We start from the raw sequence: 15,324 nt of genomic DNA, 5'->3' as shown, positions 1-15,324 counted from the left end.
TGCGCATAACCATCTTGTGCGATCAATAAAAAAGCCAGTCAGGGTCACTGACTGGCTTTTTTGGGCGCCTGCCGGGCAGGCGCCGTCATGGACTGCGGACTTAGCCTATCAGGCTGGCCCAGAGGTCGTATTCGTCCGCTTCATCGATGCGTACCTTGACCAGATCGCCGGGCTTGAGGCCAGTCTCACCGTTCAAATAGACCAGGCCGTCGATCTCGGGGGCATCGGCGAAGGAGCGACCGGTGGCGCCTTCTTCGTCCACCTCATCGATCAGCACAGTCATCTCCTTGCCGACCTTGCGGGCCAGCTTGCGGATGGAGACCTGCTGTTGCAGCTCCATGAAGCGCTGGAAGCGCTCTTCCTGAATGTCTTCCGGCACAGGATCCGGCAGTTCGTTGGCCTTGGCACCCTCGACCGGGCTGTATTTGAAGCAGCCGACACGGTCCAGCTCCGCCTTGTCGATGAAGTCCAGCAGCATCTGGAACTCTTCTTCGGTCTCGCCGGGGAAGCCGACGATGAAGGTGGAGCGCAGGGTGATCTCGGGGCAGATCTCGCGCCACTTCAGGATACGCTCCAGGGTGCGTTCGACGGTACCGGGGCGCTTCATCAGTTTCAGAATGCGCGGGCTGGCGTGTTGCAGCGGTATGTCGAGGTAGGGCAGCACCTTGCCATCGCGCATCAGCGGTATGATGTCATCCACGTGCGGGTAGGGGTAGACGTAGTGCAGGCGCACCCAGATGTCGAGCTTGGCCAGCTCTTCGCACAGGGCCACCATGCTGGTCTTGACCGGCATGCCGTCATAGAAACCGGTGCGGTGCTTGACGTCCACGCCGTAGGCGGAGGTGTCCTGGGAGATGACCAGTATCTCTTTGACGCCGGCCTCTTTCAGGCGCTTGGCTTCGGCCAGCACTTCACCTATGGGGCGGCTCACCAGATCCCCGCGCATGGAGGGGATGATGCAGAAGGTGCAGCGGTGGTTGCAGCCTTCGGAGATCTTGAGATAGGCGTAGTGGCGCGGGGTCAGCTTGACGCCGTGGGCCGGCACCAGGCTGGTGAAGGGGTTGTGGGTCGGCTTGGCCACGTATTTGTGGACGTGACCCAGCACCTCTTCATAGGCGTGGGGGCCTGTGATCTCGAGCACCTTGGGGTGGATCTCGCGGATCTGGTTCTCTTTGGCGCCAAGGCAGCCGGTGACTATCACCTTGCCGTTCTCGGCCAGGGCTTCGCCGATCGCTTCCAGGGATTCCTGTACCGCGCTGTCGATGAAGCCGCAGGTGTTGACCACCACCAGCTCCGCATCGTCATAGCTGGGCACCACATCGTACCCTTCGGTACGCAGCTGGGTCAGGATGCGCTCAGAATCGACCAGATTTTTGGGGCAACCCAAGGAGACGAATCCTACTTTGGGGGCCTGTTTTGTGTTGGACATCGCTCAATCACTCTTAGGTGGCTCTCTTATAAGGGCGCGGATTTTACCGGAATGGCTAACCAAAAACTATACAGCCAGCATGGCAGAACCGAACAATATCTCTGGCGGGGCAAGATTGTGCGGGTGTGACCCCAGTCACATCGCCCCTTTGGGGGTATCTCCCAGGGGCAGGCTGAACCGTCGACCCGCTCACATCTTGTTGAGCTTTCAGTTAACGAGACGGAAACCCGCAAATGGGCGTCACTATACTAGCTGCAGACACACCAGTAGGGAGAAGGGGATGGATAGCTCATTTGGCGAGAAAATGCAGAATGTGCACGCCACGCTCAGGCAGCGCTTTGACAAGTTGAGCCGGGTGGCCATCGCTATCTATGACCAGCACACGGATCGGCTCCAGACCTTTGCCCACAGCACTGAGGGGCAATCCCCCCTGGTGCAGTACGAGGTCAAGCTGAGCGAGGTGCCCTCCCTGCGCTATCTGGCCGAACATAAACAGCCCCGCGTGCTCGACAGCCTTGACTCCCTGCTGGGGTCGAGCTCGGAGCACAGCCGCAAACTGCTGGAAGCGGGATATGCCTCCAGCTATACCGAGCCGCTGCTGTTCAACAGCAGGCTGTTTGGCTTTCTGTTTTGCGATGCGATGGAGCCCGGCTACTTCAATGAGCCCATTCGCAGCGAATTGGCAGCCTATGCCCAGATGCTGGCGGCCATCATAGCGGTGGAATTTTTCTCCATTCAGACCCTGAGTGGCGCCCTCACCACGGCGCGGGAGTTCAGCCGTTACCGGGATGAGGAGACAGCCAACCATCTGCGCCGCATGTCGGCTTACTCCCGGCTGATCGCCAGCTCAGTGGCGACGCGCCATGCGCTGAGCGACGAGGAGGTGGAGTTTATCTACCTCTTCTCCGAGCTGCACGACATCGGCAAGATTGCGGTGCCGGACGCCATCTTGCTCAAACCGGGCAAGCTGACGCCGGAAGAGTTCGAGATCATGAAGATCCACCCCGGCAAGGGGCGGGAGATGATTGCGCTGATGATCAGTGAATTTGGCCTCGACGGCATCCATCACACCGACATGTTGAAGAACATCATCGCCTACCACCATGAACGCTTCGACGGTCAAGGTTACCCGGAGGGGCTGGCGGGGGAGGCCATAGCGCTGGAGGCTCGCATCGTTGCGGTGGCGGATGTGTTCGATGCCCTCACCAGCGAGCGCCCCTACAAGCAGGCCTGGCCGTTTGACAGGGCGTTTGCCTATCTGGAGGAGCATGCCGGCAGCCAGTTTGATCCCGTCTGCGTGGAGGCCGCGCTTCGCAACAAGGAGGCGTTTCACGCCATCCATCTGCAGTATCGGGATCTCGCCACCCGCTAGGGCTGCTTCGCGCACTCCCTTGCTCACGCCTGGCCTCCCGCCCGATCCGCATGCCAAGCCGGTCACGGCACTCTTCGCCTGTCTGGGCAGGGACTAGCAGCAGGCGTGGCGTGCGCCTTCCTCCTTGCCCTGGTGACACCCGGATTTCCCTTCGCCGTGGCAGCAGCCCCCCTGACAAGCATGGTGGCCAGGCTCGTCTGCATCGGCGTGGCCGAGGGGGTTGATGGCGTGAATGGTGGATGCGCGGGCATGGCGCCGGGATGGGCGGCCCTGACTGATCTGGGTCAGTGGCAGCAGGTTGCTCGATGCCAGCAGTTGCGGCCATGGCAAGCGCGCTGAGCGACACTGCATCACTTGCAGGCCGCTGGCGAGCAGGCGTCCCAGCATGCGTTCACCTAGGTTGCGCACCAGCACCCGGCTAACCCTATGGGCCTTGAGCGCCGCCAGCAGCGCCTGCTTGCCGCTGCAGCCCTCGCCAGCCGCCGGGTTGGGCAGGGTGGCGAGCACGGCGCCCTCCGGGCTCATGATTTGCAGCTGTTCGGCGCGGGTAAAATGAGCGGCAAGCCGGCCCTGGCTCAGCATGACGGCGCTGTTGCTTGCCTGGTTATCTGCTTGATTCATTGAAATTCTTCTCCATGGGGGTCGGGGTCGCCGGCCTGCATCATCAGGGCCTTGCCCTGGCTCAGGCAGTCCACCACCTTGTAGCGCCCTTTTTTCAGTATGTTGGCCAGGGTCTGACGGGAGACGCCCATCACCAGGGCGGCCTGTTGCTGCTGCATGCCTTCCAGATCCACCAGCCGCAGCGCCTCGAACTCGTCGGCGGCCAGGGTGATCTGCTCCAGCTGGTGCATGGGGCGGCCATTGGGTTTGAAGCAGCTGTTGGCGGGGCGGCCACAGATCTGGCGGGCAATCTTGGGTCTGGGCATGGGGGCTCCTGATTGGCATATGCCATATATCTCCATGGTAATTGGCATATGCCAGTTAAGGGAAGATGTGATTCGGGTACATGATCGGCTGATCCGAACGCGTAGCACGAGCGGCGCCAGCGAATTGCCCTGATGTGATGAGGCTTGGCGATGCCGGTTGGCAAGGGGTGACTCATCGTGGATCCTTGCTTGCGACTTGATCATTTCAATAGTTCTTGTATAGTTGAAATCATGAGTCTGAGAACAAAGGTGAACAGCATGAATAAAGAGACGGCCACCAAGGTGTTTGAATCGCTCGCCTCCGGCATTCGGCTGGATGTGTGGCGGCTGCTGGTGAAGGCGGGGCTGGATGGGCGGGTCGCCGGCGAACTGGCCAGCGAGCTCGATGTCGCCCCCAATACCCTGTCGTTTCACCTCAAGGCCATGCTCAATGCCGGCCTGCTGTCGGTGGCGCAGGAGGGGCGTTTTCTGCGCTACCGCGCCAACATTCCCCTGATGCTGGACCTGATCGGTTATCTCACCGAGGAGTGCTGCGCCGGCCACCCAGAGGCGTGCGGCATGATGCGCGCCGAGTCCGCCTGCTCTCCCCATGTTCTGCCCACGCAGCCCTGCTGCAACAAGGAGTAATGCCATGTCAGCCATTCAGATTTTTGATCCCGCTCTCTGCTGCTCCAGCGGTGTCTGCGGTACCCAGGTCGAGCAGGCGCTGGTCACCTTTGCCGCCGACCTTGCCTGGGCCAAGGAGCAGGGGGTTGCCATCGAGCGCTTCAATCTGGCGCAGCAGCCGATGCAGTTTGCCGAGACACCGGCCGTCAGCGCCTTTCTGACCCATGCTGGGGAGGAGGGGCTGCCGCTGGTGCTGGTGGAGGGGCAGGTGGTGCTGACCGGCCGCTATCCGAGCCGCAGCGAGCTGGCCCGCTATGCGGGTCTGCCCGCGCCGCAAGCGGCCATCAAGGGGATCGTCAAGGGTGATTGCTGCTCCGGCAGCGGTTGCTGCTGATCCCCTGAGTCAACCCAGATTGCCCAGCCGGGCTCGCCACTCTGTCGACAGGAGTTCGTCATGTTTCAGTTTCTGACCGATCCGCCCCCCTTTCTCTTCTTCACCGGCAAGGGCGGGGTGGGCAAGACCTCGCTGGCCTGCGCCAGTGCCGTGGCACTGTGCGATGCCGGCAAGCGGGTGCTGCTGGTGAGCACGGATCCCGCCTCCAACGTGGGGCAGGTGTTTGCCTCCACCATCGGCAATCACATCACCGCCATCGCGGCTGTGCCGGGGTTGTCGGCGCTGGAGATAGACCCCCCCGCGGCGGCCAGGGCCTATCGGGAGCGGATCGTCGGGCCTGTGCGCGGCAAGTTGCCCGAGAGCGTGGTGCGCAGCATAGAGGAGCAGCTCTCCGGCGCCTGCACCACAGAGATTGCCGCCTTTGACGAGTTCACCGCCCTGCTGACCGATCAGGCGCTGCTGGCCGAGTATGACCATATAGTGTTCGATACGGCGCCCACAGGCCACACCATACGCCTGCTGCAACTGCCGGGGGCCTGGAGCGAATTTCTGGAGCAGGGCAAGGGGGATGCCTCCTGCCTTGGCCCGCTGGCGGGGCTGGAAAAACAGCGCAGCCAGTATGCCGACGCCGTCGCCGCGTTGGCTGATGCAGCCCACACCCGGCTGGTGCTGGTGGCTCGCGCCCAAAGTTCTACCCTGCGGGAAGTGGCCCGCACCCACGAGGAGCTGGCCGCCATCGGGCTCATGAATCAGCAGCTTGTCATCAATGGCCTCTTCCCTGAGGGCGCCATCGCCGGTGATGCTCTGGCCCAGGCCCTCTGGCAGCGTGAGCAGCAGGCCCTTTCTACCATGCCGCTGGCCCTCAGGGCCCTGGCGCAGGATCCGATCCCGCTGCTTGCCACCAATCTGGTGGGGGTTGAGAGTCTGCGTCAGTTGCTGCAACCCTGTGCATCCAAAGGGAGCGACGTCTCCGTTGCCCAGCCCCACGACAGTGTGACCCAACCCGATCTGGGGACGCTGGTGGACGAGCTGGCCGCCGATGGCCACGGCCTCATCATGCTGATGGGCAAGGGTGGAGTGGGCAAGACCACCTTGGCGGCCGCCGTAGCGGTGGAGCTGGCAAGCCGCGGCCTGCCGGTGCACCTCACCACCTCGGATCCTGCCGCTCACCTGAGCGAGACGCTGGCAGGCAGCCTGCCCCATCTCGAGGTGAGCCGCATCGACCCCCACGCCGAGACCGAACGTTACCGTGCCCAGGTACTGGCCACCAAGGGGGCTGCGCTGGACGAGCAGGGGAGGGCGCTGCTGGAGGAGGATCTGCGCTCCCCCTGTACCGAGGAGATCGCCGTGTTTCAGGCCTTCTCGCGCATCATTCGCGAGGCGGGCAAGCGCTTCGTGGTGATGGATACCGCCCCCACGGGCCACACCCTGCTGCTGCTCGATGCCACCGGCGCCTATCACAGAGAGATCGCTCGCCAGATGGGCAGCAAGGGGCTGCACTTCACCACCCCCATGATGCAGTTGCAGGACCCCAAACAGACCAAGGTGCTGATCGTCACCCTGCCCGAGCCCACGCCGGTGCAGGAGGCGGCCAACCTGCAGGCCGACTTGCGCCGCGCCGGTATCGAGCCCTGGGGCTGGCTCATCAACCACAGTTTGCAGCAGGAGGCGGTCAGCTCGCCTTTGCTGCAACTGCGGGCCGAGCGCCAGTTGCCCCATATCGAGGCGGTCGAACAGCTGCACGCCAGCCGCTACGCCGTGGTACCGCTGCTGGCCGAAGAGCCGGTGGGGCCGGACGCCCTGCGCCGCCTCTGTCAGCACCATTGAATCGCTGCCCCGGTGTGTTGCCGGGGCGGCTTGAATATGCCGTCAACTTGTCATGAACCCTTTTTTTGAACCTTTTTTGAACAAATAAAAGATGCGGGATTGTGCCGCATCGGGAGCTTTTATGTCTGCAATCTGTGATGCCAAGGCAGCCCCTGCCATCGGCTTTTTTGAACGTTATCTCACCGCCTGGGTGCTGCTCTGCATTCTGGTGGGCATTGGTCTGGGGCAGGGATTGCCGGATCTGTTCAAGGCGATCGGCGCCATGGAGGTGGCCAAGGTCAACCTGCCGGTGGGGCTGCTCATCTGGGTGATGATCATCCCCATGCTGCTCAAGATCGACTTTGGGGCCCTGCATCAGGTGAAGGGCCATATGAAGGGGATAGGCGTCACCCTCTTCATCAACTGGCTGGTCAAGCCCTTCTCCATGGCCTTTCTCGGCTGGCTCTTCATCCGCGTGCTGTTTGCCGACTGGCTGCCGGCGGATCAACTCGACAGCTACGTGGCTGGGCTGATCCTGCTGGCGGCGGCGCCCTGCACCGCCATGGTGTTTGTCTGGAGTCGCCTCACCAACGGCGATCCCTACTTCACCCTGTCGCAGGTGGCGGTGAACGACCTCATCATGGTGTTTGCCTTCGCCCCGCTGGTGGCGCTGCTGCTCGGGGTCTCCAGCATAGTGGTGCCCTGGGATACCCTGCTCACCTCTGTGGTGCTCTATATCGTCATCCCTGTGGTCATCGCCCAGTTGCTGCGCAAGGCGCTGCTGAAAAAGGGGCAGGCCAGTTTCGATGGTGTCATGGCCCGCATTCAGCCCTGGTCGGTGGCGGCCCTGTTGCTCACCCTGGTGCTGTTGTTCGCCTTTCAGGGCAACGCCATCATGGAGCAGCCGCTGGTCATCGCCCTGCTGGCGGTGCCGATCCTGATCCAGGTGCTGTTCAACTCGGGACTCGCCTACTGGCTCAACCGCAAGGTGGGGGAGAAGCACTCGGTGGCAGGCCCCTCTGCGCTGATAGGGGCATCGAATTTCTTCGAGCTGGCGGTGGCCGCCGCCATCAGCCTGTTCGGCTTTCACTCCGGCGCGGCGCTGGCTACTGTCGTCGGTGTGCTGATCGAGGTGCCTGTCATGCTGCTGGTGGTGCGAGTGGTCAACGCCAGCAAACCCTGGTACGAGGCGGGCCTGCGCCGCTAACCCTTTTTATCCAATGTTTTTATTCACTTAAGCCATGAGAGACACGCAAATGAGTGCAATCACCATCTATCACAACCCGGAATGTGGTACCTCCCGCAACACCCTGGCGCTTATTCGCAACAGCGGCGTCGAGCCCACCGTCATCCACTATCTGGAGACGCCGCCTTCCCGCGACCAGCTGGTGGCGCTGATCGCCGCCATGGGGATGCCGGCACGCGAGCTGCTGCGCAAGAACGTGCCCCCCTACGAGGCGCTCGGGCTGGCGGAAGATAGCTTCAGCGATGAGGCGCTTATCGATGCCATGCTGGCCCATCCGATCCTTATCAACCGCCCCATAGTCGTCACGCCCCTTGGCACCAGGCTGTGCCGCCCGTCTGAGCTGGTGCTTGATATTCTGCCCGATCAGCAAAAAGGGGCCTTCGCCAAGGAGGATGGCGAGCAGGTGGTGGATGCGAGCGGCAAGCGCCTCAAGTCATAAGCGCAGACATGAGCAATGATCACGAGGGCGCCAGGCGCCCTCGTGCACAGGCGCTCGGGTGTCGATGGCGGCCAGGGGCTGCGTCATTGCTTGACCGCGCCGTGAGCATAGCCCGATCCGGCGTCGTCCAAATCTGCTACTGTGACCATCGACTCATCACAGAAGGTGGAGAACAGCATGAAGATTCGATTCCTGGTGATTGCAACGACGCTGGCACTGGCGTCGACCCCCGGCCTGGCCGATTGGGCGAAGCTGAAGGCGGCCGCGACCGACCTGGGGACTGCTGTGAGTGACACCAGCAAGGAGGCGTGGCGGAGCGTCACCGACTTCTCCAAGGCGACCTGGGCGTCCGTCTCACAGTGGGGCTCGGAGGCGTTCAACACCGCCGGGGTCTGGACCGACAAGAGCATGGCGACCGGCAAGGAGTGGCTGGTGGTGGCCGACAAGAAACTCGACGAGATGCTCGAGCCCAAGACGGCCGAGGAGGCGCGACTCGCCCTCGATACCATGGCCGATACCGCGCTGGTGCGACTGTTCAACCAGCAACCTTCCGCCAAGTTGTTGTTTGACAAGGCTTATGGCTATGCGGTGTTCGACTCGCGCAAGTTTTCCCTGATGCTGCACACCAATCAGGGCGCCGGGGTGGCGGTCAATCGCACCAGCGGCAAGCACACCTACATGAAGATGTTCGGCGCCGGGCTCGCGGCCGGGCTCGGCGGCAAGTTCTACCAGCAGGTGATCCTGTTTGAAGACAAGGCCAGGTTCGACGCCTTCGTGACCCAGGGCTGGGAGGCCACCTCGGAGGTGGGAGCCGTGGCGGGCAAGGAGAGCGCCGAGCTCAGAGCCAAATACAACGGCGGCATGGCCATCTACCAGATCGGCGAGAAGGGCTTGCTGCTCGATGCCAACATCTCGGGATCCAAATACTGGGTGGACGAGGATCTGACCAAAAAGTAGGATGCCGCTCATCCCCCGAACATGGCCCGCATTATGCGGGCCATGTTTGTTGTGCTCCGCCTTGCTGAAATCTTGCCCTCACACCGGCTGTCTGGCGTTCGTTTCATGCCCCTCATCACCCGCCTCGAGCGCATTGGCACTCTAATTGCTTATTCGCTGTCAGCGTCAATGATTTGTCTGGGGATGAAATATGGAAATTAGTGCAAGCAGCCTGATGCAAGAGATGCAGGCACTCAAGGTGGAATCCGGGGCGACACCGCTGGCTCAGCCCGGTCGTCAGGTCACGTCCGACTTTGGTCAGTTGCTGCAGCAGGCCCTAGGCAACGTCAACGAGTTGCAAGGGGCCGCCAACGATCTGCGTACTCGCTTCGACATGGGTGACAAGTCTATCGACCTGTCCGAGGTGATGATCGCCGGCCAGAAATCTTCCATCGCCTTCGAGGCGACTGTGCAGGTGCGTAACAAGATGGTCGATGCCTACAAGACCATCATGAACATGCCGGTATAAGGATCGTAAATCGTGGTGACTGAGCATCATGAACATGTCAGCAATAAGGACATAAATCGTGGCTACTGACCAAAACGGCGAACTGCTGATGAACGATGAGGGCTCCGCCGCCCTCGATGAGAATGAGCAGAAGAGCTCCGCACTCGGCTTCCTGTCCAACACGGATGTGTTGCGGCAAATCACCCTGATCCTGGGGCTGGCCATCTGTCTGGCGATCGCTGTTTTCATCCTGCTGTGGGGCAAGGAGCCGGACATGCGGCCCCTTGGCACCTACAATACCCAGGAGCTGGTGTCGACCCTCGATTATCTGGATCAGCAGAAGATCCCCTATGAGGTGGATGGCAAGAGCGTGCTGGTCAGCGCCGAAAAATATGCCGATATCCGCCTGCGCCTGACCCGCGCCGGTCTCGCCACCAATACCGATGCCAGCAACGATGGCGAGTCCATCCTGCTCAAGGATTCCAGCTTCGGCGTCAGTCAGCGCATGGAGACGGAGCGCCTCAAGCTGAGCCGCGAGCGTCAGCTGGCGAGTGCCATCGAGCAGTTCCAGAATGTGGCCAAGGCCCAGGTGCTGCTGGCCATTCCGAAAGACAACGTGTTTGCCCGCAACGAGCGCAAGCCCAGTGCGACCGTGGTGTTGAACCTCAAGGGCAACGCCCTCGGCCAGGGGGAAGTGGACTCCATCGTCGACATGGTCGCCTCCGCCGTGCACGGCCTGGAGCCGACCCGCGTCACTGTGACCGATCAGAACGGCCGCCTGCTCAACTCGGGTTCCCAGGATCCCGTCTCTGCCCAGACTCGCAAGGAGTTTGCGATGCAGCAGAAGCAGGAGGTGGAGTACAAACAAAAAATTGACGCCATCCTGATCCCCGTGCTCGGCGCCGACAATTATACGGCGGAGGTCGATCTCTCCCTCGACTTCTCCCAGCAGGAACAGACCCGCAAGACCTACAACCCGGACTTGCCGGCCGTGCGCTCCGAGATGACCCTGGAAGAGAACAGCGCCAATGGCAGCAGCGGCGGCGTACCCGGCGCCCTCTCCAACCAGCCGCCAGCAGCCTCCAATATTCCCCAGCAGGCGACCGGCCCCAATGCCGAGGCCAGCGCCGCTGCCTCCGGCCGCTCCCGCAAGGAGGCGACCCGCAACTTCGAACTGGATACCACAGTCAGCCATATCCGGCGCCAGATGGGCGGCATTCGCCGCATGACGGTCTCGGTCGCGGTGGATTACAAATCAATCACCGCCGCCGACGGCAAGGTGACCCGCGAGGCGCGCACCCAGCCAGAGCTCGATACCCTGCGCCGTTTGCTGAGCGGCGGGCTTGGCTTTGACGTGACCCGCGGTGATACTCTGGAAGTGGTCGCCATCCCGTTCAACCGGCCAGAGCTTGAGAACGTGGCCGAAGCGCCCATCTACGAGCAGCCCTGGTTCTGGCGCGCGGTGCGCATCGCCGCCTCGGTGCTGGTCATCATAGTGTTGATCGTGACAGTGGTGCGCCCCATGCTCAAACGCCTGCTCTACCCGGATGCACGTCCGGAAGGGGATCTGGATATGGACAACAGCATAGTGCTGGGTGGGGATGACGAGCTCAGTCTGCTGGCGGCTCAGGCCGATTCCGAGCCTGTGTTCGGGGTACGTGACGGCCATCTGAAACTGCCGGATCTGCACCGTGACGAGGATTTGCTCAAGGCGGTGCGTGCGCTGGTGGCGAACGAACCGGATCTGGCCGCACAGGTCATTAAAGAATGGGTAACGAACAAAGATGCCTGAAGAAAGTAAGACCCAAGTCACCGGCAATGACATTACCGACAGCCAGCGCCAGATCCTGGACCAGATGAGCGGGATGGAGATGGCGGCTGTGCTGATGCTGAGCCTCAACGAAGAGGATGCCGCCCAGATCTTCCGTCACCTCGAGCCCAAGCAGGTGCAGCGGCTCGGCATGTCCATGGCCTCCATGTCGGATTTCAGTCACGACCGGGTGGCGGCGGTGCACCGTCAATTCATCGACGATATCCAGAAGTACACCAACATCGGTATCGGCAGCGAAGACTTTGTGCGCAAGGCGCTGGTGGCCGCCCTTGGTGAAGACAAGGCCAGCAACCTGGTGGATCAGATCATCCTGGGTTCCGGTGCCCGTGGTCTCGATTCCCTCAAGTGGATGGATGCCCGCCAGGTGGCCAGCATCATCCAGAACGAACACCCGCAGATCCAGACCATAGTGCTCTCCTATCTGGAGCCGGAGCAGTCCGCCGAGATCCTGAGCCAGTTCCCGGAGCAGGTGCGCCTGGATCTGGTGATGCGGATCGCCAACCTGGAAGAGGTGCAACCGGCGGCGTTGCAAGAGTTGAACGACATCATGGAAAAACAGTTCGCCGGTGCGGCGGGTGCCCAGGCAGCCAAGATGGGCGGCCTGAAGGCGGCGGCCAACATCATGAACTACCTGGATACCAACATAGAAGGCCAGCTGATGGACTCCATCCGCGAGTCGGACGAAGAGATGAGCCAGCAGATCCAGGACTTGATGTTCGTGTTCGAAAACCTCATCGATGTGGACGATCGCGGCATCCAGACCATGCTGCGGGAAGTGCCGGGGGATCTGCTGCAACGGGCCCTCAAGGGCTCGGACGATCAGATGCGCGAGAAGGTATTCAAGAACATGTCCAAGCGGGCCGCCGAGATGCTGGCGGACGATCTGGAGGCCATGGGGCCGATCCGGGTCTCCGAAGTGGAAGCGGCCCAGAAAGAGATCCTCTCCATCGCCCGCCGTCTGGCGGATGCCGGCGAGATCATGCTGGGTGCCGGTGGCGGCGAGGAGTTCCTCTAAACCATGGACCATCAATTCTACCGTTTCGCCGGGCCGCAGCTGGCGGTGGCGAGGAGCGCCTCTAAAGCATGAACAACAAGCTGCGTGGCTATGTGCGTCCCGATGGGGACGATGCCCGGGTCGAGGCCTGGGGCTGGCCCGAGATGGAGGTCGAATCCGAGGTCGAGACCAATGCCCTCGGACTGACGCCGGACTGGTATCGGCAGGAGGAAGAGGCGCCGGTCGAGGAGCCGGCAGAGGAGCCGACCCCCAGCATCACGGCAGAAGAGCTGGAAGCCATCCGTCAGGCCGCCTGGGACGAGGGCATGGCCGAAGGCCAGGCCGCCGGTTTTGCCAAGGGGCTGGAGGAGGGCAAGCTGGAAGGCCTGCAACAGGGCCATGCCGCCGGGCTGGAGCAGGGCAAGGAGGAGGGACTGGCCATGGGCCGCGAACTGGTGGATCAGCAACTGGCCCACTGGCAGTCACTGGTCGATCGTCTTGCCACCCCCCTCAACGAGCTGGATCAGGCGGTGGAGCAGCAACTCATCGCTCTGGTGCTGCAGCTGACCCGCGCCCTCATACGGCACGAGGCAGAGACGTCTCCCCGCATCCTGCTGGAAGCCCTCAAACAGGGGCTGGCCTTGCTGCCTGCCGCCGAGCAGGGGGTCACCCTGATGCTGCATCCCGATGACATCACCCGGGTCGAGCAGGCGTTCGGGGTGGAAGAGTGCGCCAAGCGTCACTGGCGGCTGCAAAGCGATCCCACCCTCTCCCCCGGCGACTTGCAGCTGGCGACCGAACTCTCCAGCATCGACCTGACGCTGGCGGGACGCATCGACCAGCTGCTGCGCAACTTCTTGCGAGACAATCACGAATAACCGGCGGCGGGCCGGCGCAAGCCGGCCCGCCGCAGGCATGACCCATCTCAATATCGCTTTCAGGAGGCCAGATGAGCGGCTCGTTACTCACTCGGTTGCAAGGGTATCGGGTGCGCGATATCGCCCCCAAGCCGCCCGTCGCCGGCAAGTTGACCCGGGTGGTGGGCCTCACGCTGGAAGCCATCGGCTGCCGCGCCGCCATCGGTGCCCTCTGTCGCATCGATACCCAGGACGGCATGCTGGAGGCCGAAGTAGTGGGCTTCTCCGGCGATCGCCTGTTCCTGATGCCGAGCGAGCAGCTCAAGGGGGTCATCCCGGGTGCCCGTGTGGTGCCCATCACCGAAGAGCACGGCATTCCGGTCGGCATGAACCTGCTGGGCCGGGTCATAGACGGCATAGGCCAGCCGCTGGACGGGCTTGGCCCCATTCTCTCCTCCCAGACGGTGCAGTTTGCCCAGCACCGCATCAATCCGCTCTCCCGCCGACCCATCCATCAACCGATGGACGTGGGCGTGCGCGCCATCAACGCCGTGCTGACCGTGGGGCAGGGTCAGCGGATGGGGCTGTTCGCAGGTTCGGGCGTCGGCAAGTCCGTGCTGCTCGGCATGATGACCCGCGGCTCGGTGGCGGACGTGGTGGTGGTGGGCCTCATCGGTGAGCGGGGCCGGGAAGTGAAAGAGTTTATCGAAGACATTCTGGGGGAGGAGGGGCGTGCCCGCTCCGTGGTGGTGGCGGCTCCGGCCGATGCCTCGCCCCTGATGCGCCTCAAGGGGTGCGAGACGGCGCTCGCCATCGCCGAGTATTTCCGCGATCAGGGGCTCAACGTGCTGCTGCTGATGGATTCGCTGACCCGTTACGCCCAGGCCCAGCGTGAAATCGCGCTGGCGGTGGGCGAGCCGCCGGCGACCAAGGGGTATCCGCCCTCGGTATTTGCCAAATTACCGGCGCTGGTGGAGCGGGCCGGCAACGGCAGCGACGGCCAGGGCTCCATCACCGCCTTCTTCACCGTATTGACCGAGGGGGATGACTTGCAGGATCCCATCGCCGATGCGGCGCGGGCCATCCTGGACGGCCACATAGTGCTGTCGCGCGAGCTGGCCGATGCGGGCCACTACCCGGCCATCGACATCGAAAAATCCATCAGCCGGGTCATGCCCATGGTCACGTCGCCCCAGCACATGGAGCTGGCGCGGACTCTCAAGCAGTTCTACTCCCTCTATCAGCAGAACCGGGATCTCATCACCATAGGTGCCTACAGCCAGGGTTCGGATCCCCGCATCGATCGCGCCATAATACAAAAACCCTATCTGGATCAGTTCTTGCAGCAGGGAATGCGCGAGGTCATTCACTACGATGAGGGCCTGCAATCCCTGCAGCTGGTGGCCATGCCCCTGATGCGTTGACCATATGATGAAGAGGGAAGGCAGTCATGAGTAAAGGCTTGGTGATGTTGTCCGAGCGGCTGATGGAGGCCGAACAGCAGGCGGCGCTGGCGTTGGCCAAGGCCCAGCAGGATCTGAAAATCTTCATGGAGCAGCAGGAGGCGCTCAACCAGTACCGCCAGATCTACCATCAGCAGTGGACAGATCGCGGTCTGCAGGGCATAGCGGCCCAGCAGAATGCCCAGTACCACGCCTTCATCAACAAGCTTGAACAAGCGGCCACCCAGCAGTACGAAGGTGTGCTGCAGGTGCGCCAGGCACTGGCGTTGCGGCGCGAAGAGTGGCTGGCCGCCCAGCAGAGGCGCAAGGCAGTGGAGCTGCTGCTGGCCAAGCAGGCCGGGCGTGAGCAGCAGAAGGCCCAGCGTCAGGAGCAGAAGATGCTGGATGAGTACGCCATGCTGCGCCGCTTCCATCATTCTGGCCTGTAACTTGCTTTATTCTGCCCATCCAGTGTGCGCCTCACCGCCATCGCGTTCGTGAGGGCCGCACCAGAACCCGATTGTCGTCAGGGATTTTT

Annotated in this window: 16 protein-coding genes; 13 read left to right on the top strand and 3 right to left on the bottom strand. The window is 62.4% G+C overall.

Annotation, left to right across the window (positions count from 1 at the left end):
* Window positions 1–100: 100 nt before the first annotated feature.
* The gene (gene rimO / locus AACQ95_RS01375) at window positions 101–1,429 is read right to left on the bottom strand and encodes a 30S ribosomal protein S12 methylthiotransferase RimO (RefSeq protein WP_241280344.1); all 1,329 of its coding nucleotides are present in this window, start codon (window positions 1,427–1,429) and stop codon (window positions 101–103) included.
* Between the two features lie 280 nt (window positions 1,430–1,709).
* Between rimO and AACQ95_RS01370 the strand changes: the two genes are divergently transcribed.
* The gene (locus tag AACQ95_RS01370) at window positions 1,710–2,801 is read left to right on the top strand and encodes an HD-GYP domain-containing protein (RefSeq protein ID WP_241280342.1); all 1,092 of its coding nucleotides are present in this window, start codon (window positions 1,710–1,712) and stop codon (window positions 2,799–2,801) included.
* A 93-nt stretch (window positions 2,802–2,894) separates the two neighbouring features.
* On the opposite strand, the gene AACQ95_RS01365 is transcribed toward AACQ95_RS01370, so the two are convergent.
* Both AACQ95_RS01365 and AACQ95_RS01360 read right to left on the bottom strand, forming a co-directional pair.
* Window positions 2,895–3,422, bottom strand: a complete 528-nt coding sequence (locus AACQ95_RS01365) for a NifB/NifX family molybdenum-iron cluster-binding protein (RefSeq protein WP_241280340.1) — start codon at window positions 3,420–3,422, stop codon at window positions 2,895–2,897.
* Window positions 3,419–3,727, bottom strand: a complete 309-nt coding sequence (locus AACQ95_RS01360) for a DUF134 domain-containing protein (RefSeq protein ID WP_043134674.1) — start codon at window positions 3,725–3,727, stop codon at window positions 3,419–3,421. Before AACQ95_RS01360 ends, AACQ95_RS01365 begins: the two co-directional genes overlap by 4 nt.
* Before the next feature lie 258 nt (window positions 3,728–3,985).
* Here AACQ95_RS01360 and AACQ95_RS01355 point away from each other — a divergent pair, with 258 nt between their 5' ends.
* The 12 genes from AACQ95_RS01355 (at window position 3,986) to fliJ (ending at window position 15,235) form a co-directional block, all read left to right on the top strand.
* A complete protein-coding gene (locus AACQ95_RS01355) occupies window positions 3,986–4,354 on the top strand; it encodes an ArsR/SmtB family transcription factor (RefSeq protein WP_043555962.1) in 369 nt (122 codons plus the stop codon).
* A 4-nt stretch (window positions 4,355–4,358) separates the two neighbouring features.
* Window positions 4,359–4,727, top strand: a complete 369-nt coding sequence (gene arsD, locus AACQ95_RS01350; protein WP_103471264.1) for an arsenite efflux transporter metallochaperone ArsD — start codon at window positions 4,359–4,361, stop codon at window positions 4,725–4,727.
* Window positions 4,728–4,787: 60 nt separating this feature from the next.
* The gene (gene arsA, locus AACQ95_RS01345; RefSeq protein ID WP_241280339.1) at window positions 4,788–6,554 is read left to right on the top strand and encodes an arsenical pump-driving ATPase; all 1,767 of its coding nucleotides are present in this window, start codon (window positions 4,788–4,790) and stop codon (window positions 6,552–6,554) included.
* 121 nt (window positions 6,555–6,675) lie between these two features.
* Window positions 6,676–7,740: an ACR3 family arsenite efflux transporter gene (arsB, locus tag AACQ95_RS01340; protein ID WP_043134678.1), complete on the top strand. Its 1,065-nt coding sequence runs from the start codon at window positions 6,676–6,678 to the stop codon at window positions 7,738–7,740.
* Window positions 7,741–7,789: 49 nt separating this feature from the next.
* Window positions 7,790–8,218: a glutaredoxin-dependent arsenate reductase gene (gene arsC / locus AACQ95_RS01335; RefSeq protein WP_241280337.1), complete on the top strand. Its 429-nt coding sequence runs from the start codon at window positions 7,790–7,792 to the stop codon at window positions 8,216–8,218.
* Between the two features lie 177 nt (window positions 8,219–8,395).
* Window positions 8,396–9,175 (top strand): beta cell expansion factor BefA, encoded by a 780-nt coding sequence (gene befA, locus AACQ95_RS01330; protein WP_103471261.1) that lies wholly within the window; start codon window positions 8,396–8,398, stop codon window positions 9,173–9,175.
* Window positions 9,176–9,365: 190 nt separating this feature from the next.
* The gene (fliE, locus tag AACQ95_RS01325) at window positions 9,366–9,683 is read left to right on the top strand and encodes a flagellar hook-basal body complex protein FliE (RefSeq protein ID WP_043134682.1); all 318 of its coding nucleotides are present in this window, start codon (window positions 9,366–9,368) and stop codon (window positions 9,681–9,683) included.
* A 58-nt stretch (window positions 9,684–9,741) separates the two neighbouring features.
* Window positions 9,742–11,454 (top strand): flagellar basal-body MS-ring/collar protein FliF, encoded by a 1,713-nt coding sequence (fliF, locus tag AACQ95_RS01320; protein ID WP_241280335.1) that lies wholly within the window; start codon window positions 9,742–9,744, stop codon window positions 11,452–11,454.
* The gene (gene fliG / locus AACQ95_RS01315) at window positions 11,447–12,508 is read left to right on the top strand and encodes a flagellar motor switch protein FliG (RefSeq protein ID WP_098984612.1); all 1,062 of its coding nucleotides are present in this window, start codon (window positions 11,447–11,449) and stop codon (window positions 12,506–12,508) included. The genes fliF and fliG overlap by 8 nt, the downstream gene beginning before the upstream one ends.
* A 68-nt stretch (window positions 12,509–12,576) precedes the next feature.
* The gene (gene fliH, locus AACQ95_RS01310; RefSeq protein ID WP_043555967.1) at window positions 12,577–13,365 is read left to right on the top strand and encodes a flagellar assembly protein FliH; all 789 of its coding nucleotides are present in this window, start codon (window positions 12,577–12,579) and stop codon (window positions 13,363–13,365) included.
* Window positions 13,366–13,436: 71 nt separating this feature from the next.
* Window positions 13,437–14,768, top strand: a complete 1,332-nt coding sequence (gene fliI, locus AACQ95_RS01305) for a flagellar protein export ATPase FliI (RefSeq protein WP_043134686.1) — start codon at window positions 13,437–13,439, stop codon at window positions 14,766–14,768.
* A 26-nt stretch (window positions 14,769–14,794) separates the two neighbouring features.
* Window positions 14,795–15,235, top strand: a complete 441-nt coding sequence (gene fliJ, locus AACQ95_RS01300; RefSeq protein ID WP_241280332.1) for a flagellar export protein FliJ — start codon at window positions 14,795–14,797, stop codon at window positions 15,233–15,235.
* The last annotated feature ends 89 nt before the right edge of the window (window positions 15,236–15,324 follow it).

It is taken from the genome of Aeromonas sp. MR19, from assembly GCF_963899305.1.
In the GTDB taxonomy this organism is placed as follows: domain Bacteria; phylum Pseudomonadota; class Gammaproteobacteria; order Enterobacterales; family Aeromonadaceae; genus Aeromonas; species Aeromonas bestiarum.
The sequence above is the reverse complement of the archived record's forward strand: the minus strand, read 5'-3'. Positions and strand labels throughout refer to the sequence as shown.